Source organism: Comamonas testosteroni TK102 (assembly GCF_000739375.1).
In the GTDB taxonomy this organism is placed as follows: Bacteria; Pseudomonadota; Gammaproteobacteria; order Burkholderiales; family Burkholderiaceae_C; genus Comamonas; species Comamonas brasiliensis.
On record NZ_CP006704.1, the window covers coordinates 1,211,597 to 1,230,424 of the forward strand.

Genomic DNA, 18,828 nt, shown 5'->3' on the forward strand with positions numbered 1-18,828 from the left:
CGGCTTTCTCGTGGGATGATGTGCATTCGAGAATCTTTGGAGAGCGAGCCCATGCGCGTTGGTGTGCTGACCGGTGGCGGCGATTGCCCCGGCCTCAATGCGGTGATCCGTGCGGTCACCAAGTCCCTGATCAACCATGGCCAGTGCGAGGTACTGGGCATTGCCGACGGCTTTGAAGGGCTGATGGATGCGAGCCCGCGCGTCAGAGCGCTGAGCTGGGACGAGGTCAGCGGCATTCTGCATATCGGCGGCACGATCCTGGGCACCAGCAACAGCGCCAATCCATTGCGCGATGCGGCCACGCTTGCCCAGGTGGGGCGCAATGTCAAGGCGCTGGCACTGGATGTGGTGGTCGCCATCGGCGGCGACGGCACCATGAGTCTGGCCCATGGCCTGGCGCAGGTGGGACTGCAATGCGTGGGCGTGCCCAAGACCATCGATAACGACATTGCCAACTGCGAGCGCAGCTTCGGCTTCGATACCGCCGTGGCCACGGTGACCGAAAGCCTGCGCCGCATCGAGAGTACGGCCATGAGCCACCATCGGGTGATGATCGTGGAGACCATGGGTCGCCACGCGGGCTGGCTGGCGCTGGAGTCCGGCATCGCCGGTGCTGCCGACATCATTTTGCTGCCCGAGATCGATTACGACCTGCAGTCCATCATCAAGGTCTGTCAGGAGCGCGAGCGGCGTCAGCGCTACACCATCATCTGCATCGGCGAGGGGGCCAAGGAAAGCGGCCAGAGCCTGACGGTGCGCGAGCGGATTGCGCACAGTCCCGACCCCGTGCGTCTGGGCGGCGTCGGCCATGTGCTGCGCGAGCGCCTGCAACCCCATCTCCAGAGCGAGGTGCGCACCACGGTGCTGGGGCATGTGCAGCGCGGCGGCGATCCGACCCCGTTTGACCGGGTGCTGGCCACGCAGTTCGGCCACCATGCGGCGCAGCTGGTGCTGGGCGGTCAGCTGGGCCATATGGTCACGCTGCAGAACGGCCGCATCGGCAGTGTGGCGATTGCCGATGTGGCCAATACCCAGCGCACCGTGCCGCTGGACAGCCCGCTGCTGACCATGGCGCGCGATATCGGAATTTGCTTCGGCGAGGCCTGAGCTGCGCTAAGGTGTGAACCTGCGCGCACTTTCGGCGCGCCGGAGAAATTCAGCATGGACCGACATGAAGAAGCCGTGATGCAGCTGCTCACGGCCAACGGTGAGACTTTTGTGGCCCCCAAGTACGAGGTGGCCGATGGCTGGCAATGTCCGGCTTTCGTGGCATTGCGCCCGGCTCGTCGCCAGGTCTATGTGGTCGAGGTATCGGCTTCCGGCTATCCGCTGGCACTGGTCAACCGTCTCAACGAGCGGGTCGAGAAATGGTATGCCCCGCTACTGTCGCAGCTGCACGGCCTGGGCATCACGCAGCCCGACTGGGAGATTGCCTGCCTGGTGTTTGTGCGCAGCGACCAGATCGACTGGCTCAAGGAACGCGTCAAGGACTTGAGCGGCGTGCATGTGCTGGGTCTGGAGCAGGCCAGCAGCCCCTGGGTCTGGGACGATGCGGTCTGGACTTCCGAGATGCGATTCGACGCGGGAGGAATTCCGCAGCGTGGCGGCAAGGCTGTCGGTCTGACGCACTGATACCCACCGAAAAATTTCAAGATATGGGCCTCAATCCCTTTTTCTTGAAGCGGTTGAAGCTATCTGTTTGGTAGAGATGCCGGCCCATGAACACCACTCAGTTGCAGGTAGGCAGATGACTCTTTTCCGAATTCTGATCGCGGCGGCTTTGACCGCCTGCGCCGCTGCCGTCCAGGCTGCAGACTGGCAGATCTGCGATCTCAAGGTGCAGGTGCGAGAAAAGCAAAGCGGTGGCCGCGCGCTGCAGACCCGCGTGCTCGAAGCCAAAGCCAGCGGCGATGCCGAATGTCCGCAACCAGGCACGGCGCTGAGCTTCAGGCCCGAAACGATGGACTATCAAAGCGAGCTGCCGCGCAGGCAGTGGCCCAGTCCCGGTGCTGCCGTGACGGTACGCTTTCGCTATCTGGACGGGCAATGCAAGAATCGCGGCGCCTGCCGCATCGAGCATTACTCGCCGATGCCGCATTGAATCTTCAATCAGCCGCGCCATGCGCTTCGTCGGTCGGCGCTGAAAGCGGCCGAATTGCCAAGCTGCAGTCACGAGAGGCTTGCCTGCTCGCCTATGATCGCAGGCTCGGCCCCATATATGCAGGATGCAACCATGACCACCCTAGGAACCCCTCTCTCCCCCAATGCCACCAAAGTCATGCTGCTGGGCAGCGGCGAGCTGGGCAAGGAAGTGCTGATTGCCCTGCAGCGCCTGGGTGTGGAAACCATTGCCGTGGACCGCTATGAAAACGCGCCTGGCCAGCAGGTGGCCCACCATGCGCGCACCATCACCATGAGCGATCCGGCCCAGCTCAAGGCACTGATCGAAGAGGTCAAACCCGATCTGGTCGTGCCCGAGATAGAGGCCATTGCCACGCCCATGCTGGAAGAGCTGGAGGCCGCAGGCGTCATCACCTGCATTCCCACGGCCCGCGCCGCGCGTCTGACCATGGACCGTGAAGGTATTCGCCGTCTGGCCGCAGAAACCCTGGGCCTGCCCACCAGCCCCTATCGTTTCTGCGACTCTCTGGCCGAGCTGCAAGCTGCGATCGACGGCAGCGACGGCCAGCCCGCCATCGGCTACCCCTGTGTGGTCAAGCCTGTGATGAGCAGCTCGGGCAAGGGCCAGAGCAAGATCGACGGCCCGGCCGATGTGGCCAAGGCCTGGGATTACGCCATGGCCGGCGGCCGTGTCGCCAAGGGTCGCGTGATCGTCGAAGGCTTTATCGACTTCGATTACGAAATCACCCAGCTGACCGTGCGCGCCAAAGGTGCGGATGCCCAGATCGAAACCCATTTCTGCGATCCCGTGGGCCATATCCAGCAGGCCGGCGACTATGTGGAGAGCTGGCAGCCTCACCCCATGCACCCTGCAGCGCTGGAGAAATCGCGCCAGATTGCCAAGGCGGTCACCGACGACCTGGGCGGCCTGGGCCTGTTTGGCGTGGAACTGTTTGTGAAGGGCGAGCAGGTCTGGTTCAGCGAAGTCTCGCCGCGTCCCCATGACACAGGTCTGGTGACGCTGTGCACGCAATGGCAAAGCGAGTTCGAACTGCATGCCCGCGCGATTCTGGGTCTGCCCGTGGATGCCAGCCTGCGCAACCCTGGTGCCAGTGCCGTGATCTACGGCGGTCAGGATGCAGAAGGCCTGGTGTTTGACGGCGTGGACCAGGCACTGGCCGTGCCCGATACCGATCTGCGCCTCTTCGGCAAGCCCGAGAGCTTCGTCAAGCGTCGCATGGGCGTGGCCCTGGCGCGCGCTGTCGATGTGGAGCAGGCTCGCGTGAATGCCAAGCTGGCCGCCAACAAGGTCAAGCCGCGCCTGCCTTGAGGGAGTCAAAAAAGGGCTTCTCAGGAAGCCCTTTTGCATGGATGCCGGGTATCAGCCGGTCTCAGCCCGAGGCAGCGGCGTTGCCTCCAGGAGTCGTGATGGCCACGGCGCAAGCTTCCTCCTGGCTGGTGGCCGGCGTGTTCTCCGTCACCACCGGCATGCCGCCTTTCCAGCGGCGAATGACGCGCTGGAAGATCAGGGAGTTGGGAATCTGCAGCAGATTGGGCATGCCCGCCGGTGCGCTGTCATCCTGCAAGGTGATGTAGAGCATATTGAGGTCGATCACGCGTCCCTTGGCTCCAGGCTTCTCGGCAGTGTCGAGCACCTCGATATAGTCGCCCAGCCTGAATGGGCCGACGGTGACGATCAATAACGCGCAGAACAGGTTGGAGAGCACGCTCCAGGCCGCGAAGAAGGCAACGGCGCCCACGGTGGCAAAGCCGGTGAAGGCCGTCCAGAGCACGGTGGCCGACATGCCCAGGCGCTCGAGAATCGCCAGCACGGCGGCGGCGATGATGATCCAGCGAAACACGCCGCGCAACGGCATGAGCAGCTCATGCGGCAGGTCATAGGCCTTGCCTGCGCGCGAGATGATGCGCTTGATGAGCCAGTTGATCAGCCAGGCCACCAGGATGATGAGAAAGATCTGAATCCCGGGAATCAGGATTTCAAGCCAGTCCTGCATCCAATCGGGCAGGTGCATTTGAAGACGACGCATAACCAGTCACTCGAGAAAAACGGCAGAGGTCAGCGCCGAAGGGCTGACAGGACAATGCATCAATCCTAGCGTCTCTTGAGAGCACAACCGGCAAGTGCAGACCGGACAGCTTGCGGGCAGGAGCGGGCAAGCCGCTGCAGGCTGCGACGCAGCGGCCTCAGATCTGCCTTTGCTCTATGGTGTCCATCTGCATCTCGAAGCTGAAGAAGCGGTTGCGCCCTTGTGACTTGGCAGCGTACAGGGCTTCGTCGGCGCGCATCAGCATGGATTCGGCGCTGGTGTGTTCGTCGGGAATGCAGGTGGTGATGCCGCCGGAGAGGGTCAGCGGAATGTCCTCGACCGTTCCTGGCGGACGAATCTTGAGGAACTTGAGCATCTGGCCAAGCGCACGTGCGAACGTCATCGAGCCGGAGCGCGGGGTGTTGGGCAGGACCAGGGCAAACTCTTCACCGCCGTAGCGTGCAGCGATGTCGCGCGGGCGCACGCAGACCTCGCGCAGCAGACGCCCGACCTGCTTGAGGCATTCGTCACCCTGGACATGGCCGTAGGTATCGTTGAAATGCTTGAAGTGATCGAGGTCGCAAAGCATCAGCGTCAGCGGCCTGCTCTCGCGCCTGGCCGCTGCAATTTCGGCATGCAGCATGCGGTCCAGCCCTCTGCGATTGACCAGGCCCGTGAGCGCATCGAGCTCCACCATCTCGTTGAGTTTCTGATTCGCCAGATGCAGCTCTGCAGATACGGAGACAAGGCGGCGACGCATGTCCAGCAGGCGGCGCATGGCACGCAGTTTGGCGACCAGCACAATGGGCTTGACGGGTTTGACCAGATAGTCGTCGCCGCCCGCTTCAATGCCGCGCCAGACATCCAGGTCGTTATCCAGCCCGGAGAGAAAGATGATGGGCGTCCACTCGCCGGGTTCGGCCTCGCGCAGCTGACGAGCGACCCAGTAGCCGTCCTCGCCGGGAAGGCGGATATCCAGCAGCACCAGATCGGGTCTTTCGCTGCGAAACAGTGCCAGCGCAGTGCGGCCGTTTTCGGCTTCCAGAACCTGCGTCACACCGGCCTGGCGCAGTTCGGTCACCAGGGCAGCGCGCATGACGGCCTGATCCTCGACAACCAGCACGGAGAACGGGGTCGCAGAATCGGGTGACGAGAACCGTGCCCCGCTGGATTCGATGGCAGACAAAGCTGATGCAGAAGATGGCAGAGCTGTCATGGGAGGAAGATCAGGGTCGGACGCATCTGTAGTTCAGGCATGTGCCGGGAAATATATTGTTACTTTATACGCCGGTTTCGAGCAACAGGCTTTGCGAATGGTCACGCAGAGACTCAGGCCAATGCCAGGGCGGAGTGCGCCTTGCTGGATTCATCGTGCCAGAGCACAAAAGTCCGTGCCGCCGAGCACTGCGTCGTTGCGCCCAGCTGATCGATATAGCGACAGGCCGCGAACCGTGCCGATCTGGCCTCATAGTCCGACACCCACTGCTGGCGCGAAGCCTGGGATGCGGCAGGCAGGGGCCAGCGCCTCTCCTGAGTGGACAGGCCGTTCAGGCCCATGCGCCAGGGTTTGCCGCTGACGCGAGCGCGAAAGCACTGCTGCTGCTGGCACAGCATGGCATACAGCGGGTCTACCTCGAGCTGCTGGAACAGCGCCTGAACCTCGGGGGAAGAGGGGCTGAATGCGGCGTGAGTGACGATGACGCGCAAGCCTTTGGGTGTTTCGTAGACGCGCAGACCCCAGTCAGGGTGGCTGGCGGAGAACGCCTGAATCTTTGCCAGCGCAAGATCGATAGGCGGTGGCTGCCGGGCATTGTTGCGTTGCGCCTTGCGGGCATGCAGCCATTGCGCAAGGCCCGACCAGAAGACCAGGCCGATGCTGGCCACCAGCAGCATCAACACCACAGGACCCAGACTCCAGGTCAGCGGGGTCACCCACAGCCAGGGCAGGGCCAGGGCCAGCAGCAGCGACGAGATGAGAGGGAAGCGGGCAGGCTTTTTCTGCGGTGGAAAGTCGATATCGGCAATGGCCACATGCTCTGTGTTCAGGCAGTGCGCGCCATAGCTGTTGCGGGTCATGACGGATTCATCACGCCGCTCCAGCACCTCTTCGCGAATGGGCGTGCCGCCGTCCAGGCCGTATTCACCACGCCATTCCATGCGCTCGAATCCCGCATCGAGGTGGCGTTGCGTGGGAGCGGCCAGCACGGCGTCCAGCGCTTCCTGGGCACGTTGCTGCGCATGGTTCTCGGCTTCCTGCTGGCTGTGGTCGGACCAGCCCCAACGCTGGACGGTCGCGCCGTGGCGTTGGCCGGTTGCATGGCGCAGCCGCGCTTGCGCCCAGTATTGAGGGATATGCATGGTGGGCCAGTATAGCCAAGGGGTTGATAACGCAGTTGCCGCCCGGATGGTGGCAGCGATTGGATGAACGTGCGCCGGGTTTGGGCTTGTGCGGCTGCGCACGCCCTCAGGGTTGAATGGGTGCGAACGGCAGGTAGTCGATCTGCGTGCCACGCACGACGATTGCCGTGGACTCGGGCACCTGGGTCCAGGCCTGCGGCAGATCGACCAGCGGCTCGGAAACGATCAAATAGGCATCGTAACCAACGGCCGCGATGCGCGGGTCGTCGGGGTAGAGCGCGTGAAGATGCTTGAAGGAGGTGCTGTGATAGAGCGAGCGCGGCGACTGGCCTTCGCTCGCGTAGCGCACCGCCACCAGTTGCTCGCCATCGCTGGCGCACACGGTCATGCTGAGCGGGTGTGCGATCCCGTGCCTGCGCGCCGTGGCCTCGACAAAACCCGCCATGCGCGCGATGGCCGGCACGGGAGTGTGCTCCAGCCCGAAACTCATGGCCAGAAGGAACATGGTCTCCGAGTCCGTCGAGCCTTCCAGCGAGGTGAAGAGCTGCGGATCGATGGCCATGAGCAGATCGCGCCTCACGCGCGGAAAGTCCTCGATCATGCCGTTGTGCATGAACATCCAGCGCCGGTGGCGGAACGGATGGCAGTTGGTCTCCTGCACCGGCGTGTGCGTTGCCGCGCGAACATGCGCAAGAAACATGGGCGCCGACACGGCGCGCGACAGCTCGCGCAGGTTGTGCTCGTGCCAGGCCGGCTGGATGCAGCGATAGCGAAAGGGCATGTCGTGCGGGTGCTGGTACCAGCCCAGTCCGAAGCCATCGCCATTGGTCGTCGTCGCTCCGAATCTCGAATGCAGGCTTTGGTCGATCAGCGAATGGCGTGCGTGGAACAGCATTGTTTCCAGGGAAACAGGATTGCCGGTATAGGCCAGCCAACGACACATGGCGCTCTCCTTGTGGACATGGAACCGAGGATTCATCCTATCGGCACCAGGCACCACCGGGGCAATACCGGTTTTTGCTGATTTTTTAATAGCTAATAACGCTTGCCCTGCTTGGTTTTCAGTAATAAAAATATCTGAAAACCAAGACAGTCAAGCGTTAATAGCTATCAATTTTCAGGCTTACTGTTCGCGACGCAGGGCAGGGAACAGAATCACGTCGCGGATGCTGGCGCTGTCGGTCAGCAGCATCATGAAGCGGTCGATACCGATACCGCAGCCACCGGTGGGAGGCATGCCGTATTCCAGGGCGCGCACAAAGTCGTGGTCGAAGTACATGGCTTCGTCGTCGCCGCCGTCCTTGGCTTCCACCTGGGCATTGAAGCGGGCCGCCTGGTCTTCTGCATCATTGAGCTCGGAGAAGCCGTTGCCGAATTCGCGGCCGGTGATGTAGAGCTCGAAGCGCTCGGTCACTTCGGGGCGCTCGTCGTTGGCACGCGCCAGCGGCGAGATCTCGGTGGGGTGCTCCATGATGAAGGTGGGGTTCCACAGCTTCTCTTCCACCACCTCCTCGAAGTACAGCACCTGCAGGCTGGCCAGGGTGCGGGTGGACAGCTTGTCCTTCTCTTCCTTCATGCCCAGCTTCTTCAGGGCATTGGTCAGCCATTCGCGGTTGGCCACGTTGTCGCCGGCTTCGGTGTACTTGATGATGGCTTCGGGGATGGTCAGGCGCTCGAAGGGCTTGGCCAGATCCACGGGCTTGCCGCCGTAGCTCAGCTCCAGCGTGCCTACGGCCTTGATGGCCGCGTCGCGGATCAGCTTTTCGGTGTAGTCCATCAGGTCCTGGTAGTTCCAGTAGGCCGCGTAGAACTCCATCATGGTGAACTCGGGGTTGTGGCGCACCGAGATGCCTTCGTTGCGGAAGTTGCGGTTGATCTCGAAGACGCGCTCGAAGCCGCCGACGATCAGGCGCTTGAGATACAGCTCGGGCGCGATGCGCAGGTACATCTCCTGATCCAGCGCATTGTGGTGGGTGATGAAGGGCTTGGCATTGGCACCGCCGGGAATGGGGTGCAGCATGGGGGTCTCGACTTCCAGGAAGCCGTGCTCGACCATGAAGTCGCGGATGCCGGCCACCGCCTTGCTGCGGGCCACGAAGCGCTTGCGGGCTTCTTCGTCGGTCATCAGGTCCACATAGCGCTGGCGCACCTTCTGCTCCAGGTCGGCCATGCCGTGGAACTTGTCGGGCATGGGGCGCAGGCTCTTGGTGAGCAGGCGGATTTTCGCGGCCTTGATCGACAGCTCGCCGGTCTTGGTCTTCATCAGCTGACCTTCGACAGCGATGATGTCGCCCAGATCCCACTTCTTGAAGTCGGCGTAGACCTCTTCACCCACGGCATCGCGGGTGACATAGGCCTGGATGCGACCCGTGGCGTCCTGCACGGTGGCAAAGCTGGCCTTGCCCATCACGCGCTTGAGCATCATGCGGCCCGCCACGCTGACAGCCACGCCAGCGGCGTCCAGGGCTTCGGCATCCTTGTCGCCGTGTTCGGCGATCAGGGCAGCTGCGCGATGCTCGGGCTTGAAGTCGTTGGGGAAGGCGACGCCGCCATGGGCCTTGGAAGACTCGCGCAGGGCCTTGAGTTTTTCGCGGCGCTCGGCGATGAGTTTGTTTTCGTCCTGAGGGGCGGTGTTTTCTGCCGCAGAAGAGGTGTTTTGTTCAGTCATGAAAAGAGAGCGCCAGCGACAAGCGCCGGTTGGAGGCCAGAAACAAGGGGCAGCCAAGATGGCAGCTGCCCGAAACCAGTGATTTTAAGTTTTTTGCCGAAGCAGCGGTAGGCGAGCGGGCAAAGCGCTGACGGGAGCTGCGGTATGCGGCCTCCACGGCTCAGGCTGCATTCGAGCAAGTCAGCTTCATGCGATCAAAAAAGTAGCCTTGTCGACCGTCAGCAAAGGGGTTAGACGTTTTCAGGCATCGTCCTGCGGGGGCGATCCGGTAATGCCGCTTTGCTCCAGCACATCGGCGATCAGCTCCAGCCGCAGCAGCGGGGCGTCCAGCGTCATCAGCTGCTGCTTGATCCGCACCGGCAGGGGCAGCATCTCGGCCCAGCGATTGGCAACCCAGGCGCAGTCGTGCATCTGCGCCGGAGTGGGCAGCTGCGCGTGATCGGGGTCGTGGTCGTGCAGGTTCAGCAAGGCCTGAGCCAGCGCATAGGAGGTGCTCAGCAAATGCTTGGGGACGGTGACCTTGGGGTCGTCGGGCAGCATGGCGACATCGGCCACCCACAGGCCATGCGGCAGCTGCCAGCAGCGCTGGATGTGAAAGCGCTGGGCACCCTTGCATTGCAGATGCAGCAGCCCGGGCTGGGGCGAGTCGAGCTGGGCGATACGGGCCAGCACGCCTTCCGAGTGCAGGCGCTCGGTCTGGGCGCCGGCCTTGCGCACCTCCTGTCCCGCCTGCAGCGCCACCACGCCGAAAGGGGCGTCGGCATGCTGGCATTTGCGGATCATGTCCAGATAACGCACCTCGAAGACCTGCAGACTCAGCAGGCCTTCGGGAAACAGCACCGTGTTCAGTGGGAACAGGGGCAGGGAATGCAGACTTTGCGTATCGGTCATGGTGCCCGGCTATCATCCCATGAATAGGTGAGTTGCTCACTGTTTTCTGAATTGGGTCACATGCTGTTCGAAATCGTTTTGTTTCTGCTGGATGTCGTCGTCGGGTTGATCAGCGGGGCCTGCCTGCTGCGCATGTATATGCAGGCGCAACGTGTGCCGTTTGGCAATCCCGTGGGGCAGCTGGTCTTTGCGCTGAGCGACTGGATCGTCATGCCGTTGCGCAAGGTCGTTCCGGCCAAGGGCCGCTGGGACAAGTCCAGCCTGATTGCGGCCTTGCTGCTGCAACTGGCGCAGGTGCTGCTGATCTGGCTGCTGCTCGGTGCCAAGGGATCGGTACTGGCGCTGCCATGGCTGGCTTTTTGCGGACTGGTCAAGGTCATTCTGTCCGGCATGATGGGCATCTTGCTGATCTACGCCATCCTGTCCTGGGTGCAGCCCTATTCCCCCATCTACGGCGTGCTGCAGCGCCTGGCCGATCCGCTGGTGGCACCGATACGCAAGGTGGTGCCCCTGATAGGCAATGTGGACTTTTCGGCGCTGATTGCCCTGATCGGGCTGCAGGTGCTGCTGATGGTGCTCAACTATGTGCAGGCTGGCGGCCTGTCCATGATTGCCGGTGTGCGCTAGTGGAGCTGCCCGGGCCGGCAAAGCTGTACCGCCTTGAGGTTTGCGGATGAAACCTCGTCAATTCCAAAGCCTGTTCTGAGCTGCTTTGTGAATGTCCCGAGGCATAAGAACCGATAAAAAAGGCTGACGCAGATGAATGCTGCGTCAGCCTTTTTGCTTGGGGTCGGGCGGTGCTTATTCCACGGCGTCCGCAGGCAGACGTTGCAGCATGGCCAGAGAGCTGGAGATGCGATCACGCAGCTCGCGGCGGTCGACGATCATGTCCACGGCGCCCTTGTCCTGCAGGAATTCGGCGCGCTGGAAGCCTTCGGGCAGCTTCACGCGCACGGTGGTTTCGATCACGCGAGGGCCGGCAAAGCCGATCAGGGCCTTGGGCTCGGCGATCACGATATCACCCACGAAGGCGAAGCCGGCGGACACACCGCCCATGGTCGGGTCGGTCAGCACGGAGATATAGGGCAGGCCCTTCTTGGCCAGACGTGTCAGCGCGGCATTGGTCTTGGCCATTTGCATCAGCGACAGCAGACCTTCCTGCATGCGGGCACCACCGGTGGCGGTGAAGCAGACGAAAGGCACTTTCTGCTCGATGGCGGTTTCCACGCCGCGCACAAAGCGTTCGCCGACCACGGAGCCCATGGAGCCGCCCATGAAGTCGAACTCGAAGCAGGCCACGACCACATTGATGCTCTTGACAGAGCCACCCATGACGATCAGTGCATCGGTCTCGCCGGTGTTCTCCAGCGCTTCCTTCAGGCGCTCGGGGTACTTGCGGCTGTCCTTGAATTTCAGCGGGTCGACAGGAATCACTTCCTGTGCGATTTCATAGCGGCCTTCGGCGTCAAGGAAATGGTTCAGACGCGCGCGCGCGCCGATGCGGTGGTGGTGGCCGCAGGTCGGGCAGACGTTCTGGTTCTTTTCCAGATCGGTCTTGTACAGAACCGTTTCGCAGCTGGGGCACTTGATCCACAGACCTTCGGGAATCTGCTGGTGGCGTTCCGTCGGATTGGTCTGCTGGATTTTTGCAGGCAGAAGTTTTTCAAGCCAGGACATGGTGTTTCCTTTTCAGTTTCCACTGCACTGCACGCTACTCACAACCCGTGAGAGCAGCATGGTACAGGCACTGGCGCAATCTCATCAGAGACAGCGAGCAAGGGCCGCCCCGCCGCGAAGCTGTCGTCCCCCTTCCAGGGGGAAGCGGCGCAGCCGCTCAGGGGGTGGCTAATTTCTAGGGGTGCATTATGCGTCGAGAGCCTTTCGCACACCACGCAGAAAGTCTATTGCCAGAGGCACGATCTTCTCGTGGGGCTGGTTGTCGAGCAGGTCAATGATGCGGCTGCCGATGATGACGGCGTCGGCTACCTGGCCCACGGTCTGTGCGGTCTGGGCATCGCGAATGCCGAAACCCACGCCCACGGGCACGCTGACATGCTGGCGAATGCGCGGCAGCATGGCCTCCACGGCCGAGGTGTCCAGAGCGCCCGAACCGGTCACGCCCTTGAGCGAGACATAGTAGACGTAGCCGCTGGCCACGCGCGCCACCTGTTGCATGCGCTCCTGCGTGCTGGTGGGCGCCAGCAGGAAGATCAGGTCCATGTCGCGGGCCTTGAGCTTGGCGGCGAACTCCTCGCATTCCTCGGGCGGATAGTCCACGATCAGTACGCCATCGACGCCGGCTGCGGCGGCATGGCTGACAAAGGCATCTTCGCCATGGATCTGGTCGTAGCGCTCCAAGGGGTTGGCATAGCCCATGAGCACCACGGGCGTGGTCTGGTCCTTTTTGCGGAACTCGGCCACATAGGCCAGCACCTGGCTCAGGCCCACGCCGTTGGCGATGGCCTTGTCGCCTGCGCGCTGGATGGTGGGGCCGTCGGCCATGGGGTCGGAGAAGGGCACGCCCAGCTCGATCACGTCGGCACCGGCTTCCACCATGCCGTGCATGAGGGGAGGGGTGATGGCGGCGAACGGGAAGCCTGCTGTCACATAGGGAATCAAGGCCTTGCGGCCTTCTTCCTTGAGCTTGCTGAAAGTGGCGGTGATTCGGCTCATAACTTGTTGCCCCCTGCGGCAGCCTTGGCTGCATCATGTCCGGGAGCGCCCTTGACGGTGAGACCGCGCATGGAAGGACGGTCGAAGTATTCGGCACCCGACAGGTCGGCCACGGTGCCGATGTCCTTGTCGCCGCGGCCGGAGAGGCTGACGAGAATGGACTGGTCGGCGCGCATGGTCTTGGCCAGCTTCATGGCATAGGCCACGGCGTGGCTGGACTCCAGAGCCGGGATGATGCCCTCGGCGCGGCACAGGTAGTGGAAGGCGTCCAGCGCTTCCTGGTCGGTAATGCCCACGTACTGGGCACGACCGATTTCCTGCAGCCAGGCATGTTCGGGACCCACGCCGGGGTAATCCAGGCCGGCGCTCACCGAGTGAGTCTCGGTGATCTGGCCGTTTTCGTCCTGCAGGATGAAGGTGCGGTTGCCATGCAGCACGCCCGAGCTGCCTTTTTGCAGCGAGGCCGAGTGCTTGCCGGATTCCAGGCCCTCGCCCGCCGCTTCCACGCCGAACAGCTTGGTGTTCTCGTAGGGGATATAAGGGTAGAAGATGCCCATGGCGTTGCTGCCGCCGCCCACGCAGGCGACCACGGCATCGGGCTGTGTGTCGGCGCCCAGGAACTCGGGCATCTGCGTCAGGCACTCGTTGCCGATGACCTTCTGGAAGTCGCGCACCATCATGGGGTAGGGGTGGGGGCCGGCCACGGTACCGATGATGTAGAAGGTGTTGTCCACATTGGCAACCCAGTCGCGCATGGCTTCGTTGAGCGCATCCTTGAGCGTTCGGGAGCCGGACTCCACGGGCACCACGGTCGCGCCCAGCAGCTTCATGCGGTAGACATTGGGGCTTTGGCGCTTCACGTCCTCGGCACCCATGTAGACGATGCACTCGAGGCCGTAACGCGCACAGATGGTGGCCGTGGCTACGCCGTGCTGGCCGGCGCCTGTCTCGGCAATGATGCGCGGCTTGCCCATGCGCTTGGCGAGCATGGCCTGGCCGATCACATTGTTGATCTTGTGTGCGCCCGTGTGGTTGAGGTCCTCGCGCTTCAGATAGATCTGCGCGCCGCCCATTTCTCGGCTCATGCGCGAGGCGTGATAGACGGGCGAGGGACGGCCTACGTAGTGGGCCAGCTCGGACTGGAATTCGGCAATGAATTCGGGGTCGTTCTGATACTTTGCGTAGGCCTCACGCAACTCGGTGAGGGCGTGGGTCAGGGTTTCGCTGGCGAAGCTGCCGCCGTAGCGGCCGAAATGGCCGTGGGCGTCGGGATACTGGTATTCAAACATGTGTCAGTCTGCAAAATTTGGGCATCAGCTGCGCGTACGGCAGCAATGAAGCGGTGAATCTTGTGGGCATCCTTGATGCCTTTGAGGGGCTTGCCGTCGGGGCCGTCGGCCTCGACACCAGAGCTCACATCAACGGCCAGAGACAACCCGCGAGGGCGCACTTGCAAGATGCCATCGGTCACGTTTGCAGGCGTGAGTCCACCAGACAAAACGAGGTGAGAGTCGACGCTTGTTGGCAGAAGTGACCAATTGAATGCCTTGCCGCCGCCACCATAACCATCGACATGGGCGTCGAGAAGGATGGCTTGGGCCTTTGAATAACGTTGGGCATATTCTACGAGGTCAAACTGGGCCGCATCGTCTCCAAGGGGTATGCGCGCCGCGCGCAACCAGGGCTGGACGCCCCGGGTGGAGGCTTCGCAATCCGTTGCCGATTCATCACCGTGAAATTGCACGCAGGCGTTTGGTATCTGGTCGCAGGCAGCTATCACATTGGTAGCTGTTTCATTCACAAAGAGCAAAACAGGTGTGACAAAGGGTGGCAGTCGCCGGGCCAGCTCGGCCGCGCGCTGCAGCGTCACGGCACGCGGGCTTGGCGCATAGAGCACGAAGCCGATGGCATCGGCGCCGGCGGCCACCGCGGTGTCGACATCCTGCTCGCGGGTCAGGCCGCAGATCTTGATGCGGGTGCGGGAGGCAAGTGAAGGCATGACTAATCCCTGGCGTTGCAGCAATCGTTGGCAGGTGGCCGCTCAGGGCAGCCAGGCAAACGGGGGTGTGTCGGCAGGCAGACCCCAGCGTGTATCGTAAATGGGGCCGAGAAAGTACAGGCCGTCAGGGGAGAAGGTGGGGGCGGCCACCTCGCGCGAGCGTGCTTCCAGCACCTGCTGCATCCATTCCACGGGCTTGGAGCCCTGGCCCACGTAGATCAGGCAGCCCATGATGTTGCGGATCATGTGGTGCAGAAAAGCGCTGCCCTCGAACTCGAAGCGCCAGTAGCCGCATTGCATCTGCGTGTCGCGCATGGGGGCCTGGCCAGCGGGGCGGTAGTGGATGTCGATGCGGCGCAGGGTCTTGACCGGGCTCTTGGCCTGGCAGCCCGCGGCGCGAAAGGACGAAAAATCATGCTCGCCCAGCAGCAGATCGGCGGCTGCGCGCATGCGCTGCGCATCCAGCGTCTGAAACACCCAGCCGACCCGGCCCTGGTCCACGCTGGGGCGCACGGGAGACTGCAGCAGCACATAGGCATAGCGACGTGCGGTGGCACAGGCGCGGGAATGGAAGCCATCCGGGCCGTCGGCCACCTCGGCCGCCCATTGCACGGCAATGTCCTTGGGCAGAAAGGTGTTGGTGCCGCGCACCCAGGAGTTGGGTGTGCGCTGCAGCCCGGTGTCAAAGTGCACGACCTGCATCAGGCCGTGCACACCCGAATCGGTGCGACCGGCACAGATGGTGGAGACTTCTTGAGCAGCAAAGCGGCCCAGGGCCGCTTCGAGTTTGTCTTGTACGGTGTTGCCATCGGGTTGGCTTTGCCAGCCGCGATAGGCCTGACCGTTGTAGCTGACGCCAAGAGCTATGCGCATGGCATGGCTCCCGGCGCGGGGTCTGAATGCATCAAATCAATCAACCAATCTGAGAGAGAAGGCTGTGAGCCTTGGCCTTGAGATCGCCATGGGCCTCGGCGATCACTTCCTCGATCAGTGTACGCGCTCCGTCGCTGTCGCCGATGGCATTGAACTCTTCGGCCAGGGCCAGCTTGGTTGCCAGCGGGTCCTCGGGTTCGGAGGGCGCCGGCACGGCATCGATGGTTGCGGTGTCGTCGGAGGTGCCCAGGTCCAGCGACAGGCCGCTGAGGTCGAAGGTCACCTCGGGTTGTGCAGAAGCGGCGGCGGGGCTGTCGCTCTCCTCGGCAGGCTGCTGCAAGGTCAGCGCTTCGATGTCCTGCTCTGCGCCAGGGCCCTCCTGGCTGGAAGAGAGCTCCAGCGGAGTCGTTTCCTGTCCGCTTTCCGGCTCAGGCTGGGATTGCGAGGGCAGGGCGAAGCTGTCGAGGTCGAACTCGAGGGCATTCAGGGGGCCTGGCTCGGCGGGAGCCGGGGCTGTGACGGGTGCCGGAGCCTGAGAGGCCGTGGCGGGCAGGCTGAACGAAGCCAGATCGTCGAGGTTGAGGTTCAGGCCATTGTCTGCTGCGGGTGCCGGCTCGGATGCGCTGACAGGGGTGTCCCACTGTGCCAGTGCCGCGAAATCCTGCTCGTTGGGCAAGGAAACGGGCTCGGAGGCCACGGGCGCTGCGCTGGCCGCGGTGTCGGGCAGGCCTGCTGGCAGTTCCAGATCCATGTCGAAGTCCATGCCGGCTGGCTCCGTCGGAGGGCCTTCGCGGCTGGCCGCCGCTTCGGCGGCCTGTGCAGCAGCCAATGCCGAACCGAAGCCTACGGCTGCGGCCACGCCGCCTTGCAGCGCGGTCGATGGGGCGGTGGGGCTGAAGGTGTTGGGCGCAGCCGCTGTGCCTGCTTGCGGCTGGGGAGCGCCGCCCAGCTGGTAGGTCAGATTGTCGGGGTCCAGGATGCGGCCCTGATCGGCCAGTCGCTGCCATTCGGGGCCCTTGCCCTGGGTCAGCGCAAAGACGTTGTTGGCAACCGAGGCGTAGGCCATGCGGTCATGGCGCTTGGCATAGATTTCAGCCAGCTTCTGGTGCAGCACCAGGCGGTTGGGGTCGGTGCGCAGCGCTTCCTTGAGGATTTCCTCGGCCTGCAGGTCGCGGCCATAGGCCAGGTAGACATCGGCTTCAGCCAGCGGGTCCACATCTCCGGCGTCGAGCTGGCTGGGAGAGTACTGCATGGACTGGCCCGACATCTGGCTGCTGCTGGTCGTGGTGTCCACGCGCTGGCCGCCGCTGGCGCCGAAGAAGGAGTCCGCCGACAGCTGGCTGTCGCCCAGCGTGCTGTCCGCGCTTGCCGCAGCGGCCTTGCGACGCTGGGAAACACGGTAGCCGCCATAGCCCAGCAGCAAGGCCAGCAGTGCCGCGCCTGCCAGCGGGATGGTGGGATCTTCCATCAGGCTGTCGATAAAGCTGGGCTCTTCGGGAATGGGGGCAGGTGCCGCCACAGGCTTGGGGGGGCAACCGGTGCCGGTGCAGGCGCTGCAGGCTCGGCTGCGGCTTGTGCCTCCGGTGCGGCCGCAGCGTCGCCAGGCTTGCCGGCCTCGGCTGGTGCAGCGCCAGCGGCCGCAGCTGTGGCTGCCACAGCATCGGCTGCCACAGCCGGCGCCGGGGCTGGTGCTGCAGGTGTTGCAGCGGCAACCGGAGCTGAAGCAGGCGCTGCCACATTGGCGGCACCGGTCGCTGGCACGGCGACGCTGGGGCCTGCCGCAGGCGCAGCTGCTGCCGGCGTGCCAGCCGCGGGAGCTGCAGCCGTACCGGCGGGTTTGGTGGCGGCCGCAATCTGGCTCAGCTCGGCCATATTGCGCTTGAGTTCATCGGCGCGCGCAGACTGGTCGGCAGCCTGCTTTTGCTGGGCCATCTGCTCGTCGGCGGCAACGCCCTTGACGGAACCCTTGGACAGGGTCAGCTTGTCGGGGGCGGCGGTAGCGGCCTTGGCATCTGCGACATGGGCCTGAACCTGGCCGGAGGCGCTGCGCGACGCGGCTTCCACGGTGGCCACAGGTGCAACGCCTGCGAGTTGACGGCGGAACTGGTTGAAATCCTGAGACTGGGCCGCCATGATCTGGCGTGCTTCCTTGGCCGAGGTGGCCTGGGCCGCTGCCTGATCGGGCATCTGAACCACGACGCCGCTGCGCATGCGGTTGATGTTGCCATTGACGAAGGCCTGGGGGTTGCTGCGCAGCATGGCCACCAGCATCTGGTCAAGCGAGACGCCTGCGGGCTTGTGTGCCGCAGCAAGGCGTCCGGCGGTGTCGCCGGTTCTGACGCGGACTTCGTCACCGCCAGCAGGTGCTGCAGCGGCGGCCTGGCGCTTGCGCAGCGGCTTCGCAGCGGCTTCGTCCTGGTCGCGGTCATTGCGCAGGTCCCGGCCGGTGGTGCCGACAGGGCTGGAGGCAGCCCGTGTGGTCACGGCGGCACGTGCTGGCGCTGGTGCAGGCACCGCGGCAGGCGTGGCCTGAGCCGCAGTGGTGGGCGCAGGAGCAGGGCGGCGCGTTGCCGGGGGGTCAAGCAGCAAGGTGTAGTTGCGCTGCAGCTTGCCCGATGCCCAGTTGGCATCGATCACCAGATCGACAAAGGGATCGTTGACCGGCTGAAAGCTGCTGAGCTTGAGCACGGCCGTGCCGTTGGCGCGCTTTTGCACCTGCACGCGCACCGAATTGGCAGTGCCTGTGAATTCCATGCCCTGGGCGCGGAAGGCGGCTGGCGATGCAATGGCCGCCTGCAGGCTGTCGGCTTCGGCAGCGCTGAGCTGAGGGATTTCAACCTCGGCACGCAGAGGCTCACCCAGAGCCGACTGCACCGTGATGCGCCCCAATGCCAATGCCCATGCATCGGTGGCCGAGAGGCTTGACAGTGCGAGGGTGGCTGCGGCTAGCGCAGAGAGTTTCCAGCGTTGCATAGGGCTCAGACTTGATTCGTGCAGCCTACAGCCCTCTTGTTCTTGATCGGGTTTGTGGCTGCGGTGCACATAAAAAATTGGAAATTCCAGCAGGCGGCAAAGGTCTCTCGGGCCGGCGGACACAGTTTGCATTGTCAACGACGCTATTGCAATGTGAGCAAAAGCATGGCTGGCAAGGCGCTGAATTGTTGTCGATTGGCAACGAGATGAAACCTAATGTAGGT

The 18,828-nt window shown here is 63.4% G+C and carries 16 protein-coding genes and 1 pseudogene; 5 read left to right on the forward strand and 12 right to left on the reverse strand.

Annotated features, from left to right (window positions below):
- The first annotated feature begins 51 nt into the window (after positions 1 to 51).
- The 4 genes from O987_RS05430 (at position 52) to purT (ending at position 3,451) form a co-directional block, all read left to right on the forward strand.
- Positions 52 to 1,107, forward strand: a complete 1,056-nt coding sequence (locus tag O987_RS05430; RefSeq protein ID WP_003057959.1) for a 6-phosphofructokinase — start codon at positions 52 to 54, stop codon at positions 1,105 to 1,107.
- A gap of 54 nt (positions 1,108 to 1,161) precedes the next feature.
- Positions 1,162 to 1,632, forward strand: a complete 471-nt coding sequence (locus O987_RS05435; RefSeq protein WP_043371066.1) for a hypothetical protein — start codon at positions 1,162 to 1,164, stop codon at positions 1,630 to 1,632.
- Positions 1,633 to 1,747: 115 nt separating this feature from the next.
- Positions 1,748 to 2,101: a hypothetical protein gene (locus O987_RS05440; RefSeq protein ID WP_043371067.1), complete on the forward strand. Its 354-nt coding sequence runs from the start codon at positions 1,748 to 1,750 to the stop codon at positions 2,099 to 2,101.
- Between the two features lie 132 nt (positions 2,102 to 2,233).
- Positions 2,234 to 3,451: a formate-dependent phosphoribosylglycinamide formyltransferase gene (gene purT / locus O987_RS05445; RefSeq protein ID WP_043376120.1), complete on the forward strand. Its 1,218-nt coding sequence runs from the start codon at positions 2,234 to 2,236 to the stop codon at positions 3,449 to 3,451.
- 61 nt (positions 3,452 to 3,512) lie between these two features.
- Here purT and O987_RS05450 read toward each other — a convergent pair whose 3' ends face one another.
- The 6 genes from O987_RS05450 to O987_RS05475 form a co-directional block, all read right to left on the reverse strand.
- The gene (locus tag O987_RS05450) at positions 3,513 to 4,169 is read right to left on the reverse strand and encodes a mechanosensitive ion channel family protein (RefSeq protein WP_003057955.1); all 657 of its coding nucleotides are present in this window, start codon (positions 4,167 to 4,169) and stop codon (positions 3,513 to 3,515) included.
- 157 nt (positions 4,170 to 4,326) lie between these two features.
- The gene (locus O987_RS05455; RefSeq protein ID WP_019043798.1) at positions 4,327 to 5,385 is read right to left on the reverse strand and encodes a diguanylate cyclase domain-containing protein; all 1,059 of its coding nucleotides are present in this window, start codon (positions 5,383 to 5,385) and stop codon (positions 4,327 to 4,329) included.
- Positions 5,386 to 5,498: 113 nt separating this feature from the next.
- Positions 5,499 to 6,527, reverse strand: coding sequence for a hypothetical protein (locus tag O987_RS05460; RefSeq protein ID WP_043371069.1), 1,029 nt, complete (start codon positions 6,525 to 6,527; stop codon positions 5,499 to 5,501).
- Positions 6,528 to 6,633: 106 nt separating this feature from the next.
- The gene (locus O987_RS05465; protein ID WP_043371070.1) at positions 6,634 to 7,470 is read right to left on the reverse strand and encodes a class II glutamine amidotransferase; all 837 of its coding nucleotides are present in this window, start codon (positions 7,468 to 7,470) and stop codon (positions 6,634 to 6,636) included.
- A 180-nt stretch (positions 7,471 to 7,650) separates the two neighbouring features.
- Complete coding sequence (lysS, locus tag O987_RS05470) at positions 7,651 to 9,195, reverse strand: lysine--tRNA ligase (RefSeq protein WP_043371072.1); 1,545 nt, start codon at positions 9,193 to 9,195, stop codon at positions 7,651 to 7,653.
- A 240-nt stretch (positions 9,196 to 9,435) separates the two neighbouring features.
- A complete protein-coding gene (locus O987_RS05475; protein WP_003057947.1) occupies positions 9,436 to 10,086 on the reverse strand; it encodes an LON peptidase substrate-binding domain-containing protein in 651 nt (216 codons plus the stop codon).
- 60 nt (positions 10,087 to 10,146) lie between these two features.
- Between O987_RS05475 and O987_RS05480 the strand changes: the two genes are divergently transcribed.
- Positions 10,147 to 10,713, forward strand: coding sequence for a YggT family protein (locus tag O987_RS05480; RefSeq protein ID WP_043371073.1), 567 nt, complete (start codon positions 10,147 to 10,149; stop codon positions 10,711 to 10,713).
- 174 nt (positions 10,714 to 10,887) lie between these two features.
- Here the strand turns inward: O987_RS05480 and accD are convergent, their stop codons facing one another.
- The 6 genes and pseudogenes from accD to O987_RS05510 all read right to left on the reverse strand — a co-directional run bounded on the left by accD (position 10,888) and on the right by O987_RS05510 (position 18,604).
- A complete protein-coding gene (gene accD, locus O987_RS05485) occupies positions 10,888 to 11,763 on the reverse strand; it encodes an acetyl-CoA carboxylase, carboxyltransferase subunit beta (RefSeq protein WP_003057944.1) in 876 nt (291 codons plus the stop codon).
- A gap of 186 nt (positions 11,764 to 11,949) precedes the next feature.
- A complete protein-coding gene (gene trpA, locus O987_RS05490; protein WP_003057943.1) occupies positions 11,950 to 12,759 on the reverse strand; it encodes a tryptophan synthase subunit alpha in 810 nt (269 codons plus the stop codon).
- Positions 12,756 to 14,048, reverse strand: a complete 1,293-nt coding sequence (gene trpB, locus O987_RS05495) for a tryptophan synthase subunit beta (RefSeq protein ID WP_043371074.1) — start codon at positions 14,046 to 14,048, stop codon at positions 12,756 to 12,758. Before trpB ends, trpA begins: the two co-directional genes overlap by 4 nt.
- Positions 13,973 to 14,758, reverse strand: a complete 786-nt coding sequence (locus tag O987_RS05500; RefSeq protein ID WP_043371076.1) for a phosphoribosylanthranilate isomerase — start codon at positions 14,756 to 14,758, stop codon at positions 13,973 to 13,975. Before O987_RS05500 ends, trpB begins: the two co-directional genes overlap by 76 nt.
- Positions 14,759 to 14,800: 42 nt before the next feature.
- Positions 14,801 to 15,631 carry a tRNA pseudouridine(38-40) synthase TruA gene (truA, locus tag O987_RS05505; RefSeq protein WP_003057941.1) on the reverse strand — a complete coding sequence of 277 codons (831 nt, stop codon included), beginning with the start codon at positions 15,629 to 15,631 and terminating at the stop codon, positions 14,801 to 14,803.
- Between the two features lie 40 nt (positions 15,632 to 15,671).
- A pseudogene (locus O987_RS05510) lies at positions 15,672 to 18,604 on the reverse strand (FimV/HubP family polar landmark protein).
- Between the last annotated feature and the right edge of the window lie 224 nt (positions 18,605 to 18,828).

What these genes read in the sequence shown, in the direction of transcription:
- O987_RS05460 (WP_043371069.1), bottom strand. Translation starts at nt 6,527, where the DNA reads ATGCATATCCCTCAATACTGGGCGCAAGCGCGGCTGCGCCATGCAACC.
- lysS (WP_043371072.1), bottom strand. Translation starts at nt 9,195, where the DNA reads ATGACTGAACAAAACACCTCTTCTGCGGCAGAAAACACCGCCCCTCAG.
- truA (WP_003057941.1), bottom strand. Translation starts at nt 15,631, where the DNA reads ATGCGCATAGCTCTTGGCGTCAGCTACAACGGTCAGGCCTATCGCGGC.
- O987_RS05465 (WP_043371070.1), bottom strand. Translation starts at nt 7,470, where the DNA reads ATGTGTCGTTGGCTGGCCTATACCGGCAATCCTGTTTCCCTGGAAACA.
- O987_RS05500 (WP_043371076.1), bottom strand. Translation starts at nt 14,758, where the DNA reads ATGCCTTCACTTGCCTCCCGCACCCGCATCAAGATCTGCGGCCTGACC.
- O987_RS05480 (WP_043371073.1), top strand. Translation starts at nt 10,147, where the DNA reads ATGCTGTTCGAAATCGTTTTGTTTCTGCTGGATGTCGTCGTCGGGTTG.
- trpA (WP_003057943.1), bottom strand. Translation starts at nt 12,759, where the DNA reads ATGAGCCGAATCACCGCCACTTTCAGCAAGCTCAAGGAAGAAGGCCGC.
- O987_RS05475 (WP_003057947.1), bottom strand. Translation starts at nt 10,086, where the DNA reads ATGACCGATACGCAAAGTCTGCATTCCCTGCCCCTGTTCCCACTGAAC.
- O987_RS05430 (WP_003057959.1), top strand. Translation starts at nt 52, where the DNA reads ATGCGCGTTGGTGTGCTGACCGGTGGCGGCGATTGCCCCGGCCTCAAT.
- O987_RS05455 (WP_019043798.1), bottom strand. Translation starts at nt 5,385, where the DNA reads ATGACAGCTCTGCCATCTTCTGCATCAGCTTTGTCTGCCATCGAATCC.
- accD (WP_003057944.1), bottom strand. Translation starts at nt 11,763, where the DNA reads ATGTCCTGGCTTGAAAAACTTCTGCCTGCAAAAATCCAGCAGACCAAT.
- O987_RS05435 (WP_043371066.1), top strand. Translation starts at nt 1,162, where the DNA reads ATGGACCGACATGAAGAAGCCGTGATGCAGCTGCTCACGGCCAACGGT.
- trpB (WP_043371074.1), bottom strand. Translation starts at nt 14,048, where the DNA reads ATGTTTGAATACCAGTATCCCGACGCCCACGGCCATTTCGGCCGCTAC.
- O987_RS05450 (WP_003057955.1), bottom strand. Translation starts at nt 4,169, where the DNA reads ATGCGTCGTCTTCAAATGCACCTGCCCGATTGGATGCAGGACTGGCTT.
- O987_RS05440 (WP_043371067.1), top strand. Translation starts at nt 1,748, where the DNA reads ATGACTCTTTTCCGAATTCTGATCGCGGCGGCTTTGACCGCCTGCGCC.
- purT (WP_043376120.1), top strand. Translation starts at nt 2,234, where the DNA reads ATGACCACCCTAGGAACCCCTCTCTCCCCCAATGCCACCAAAGTCATG.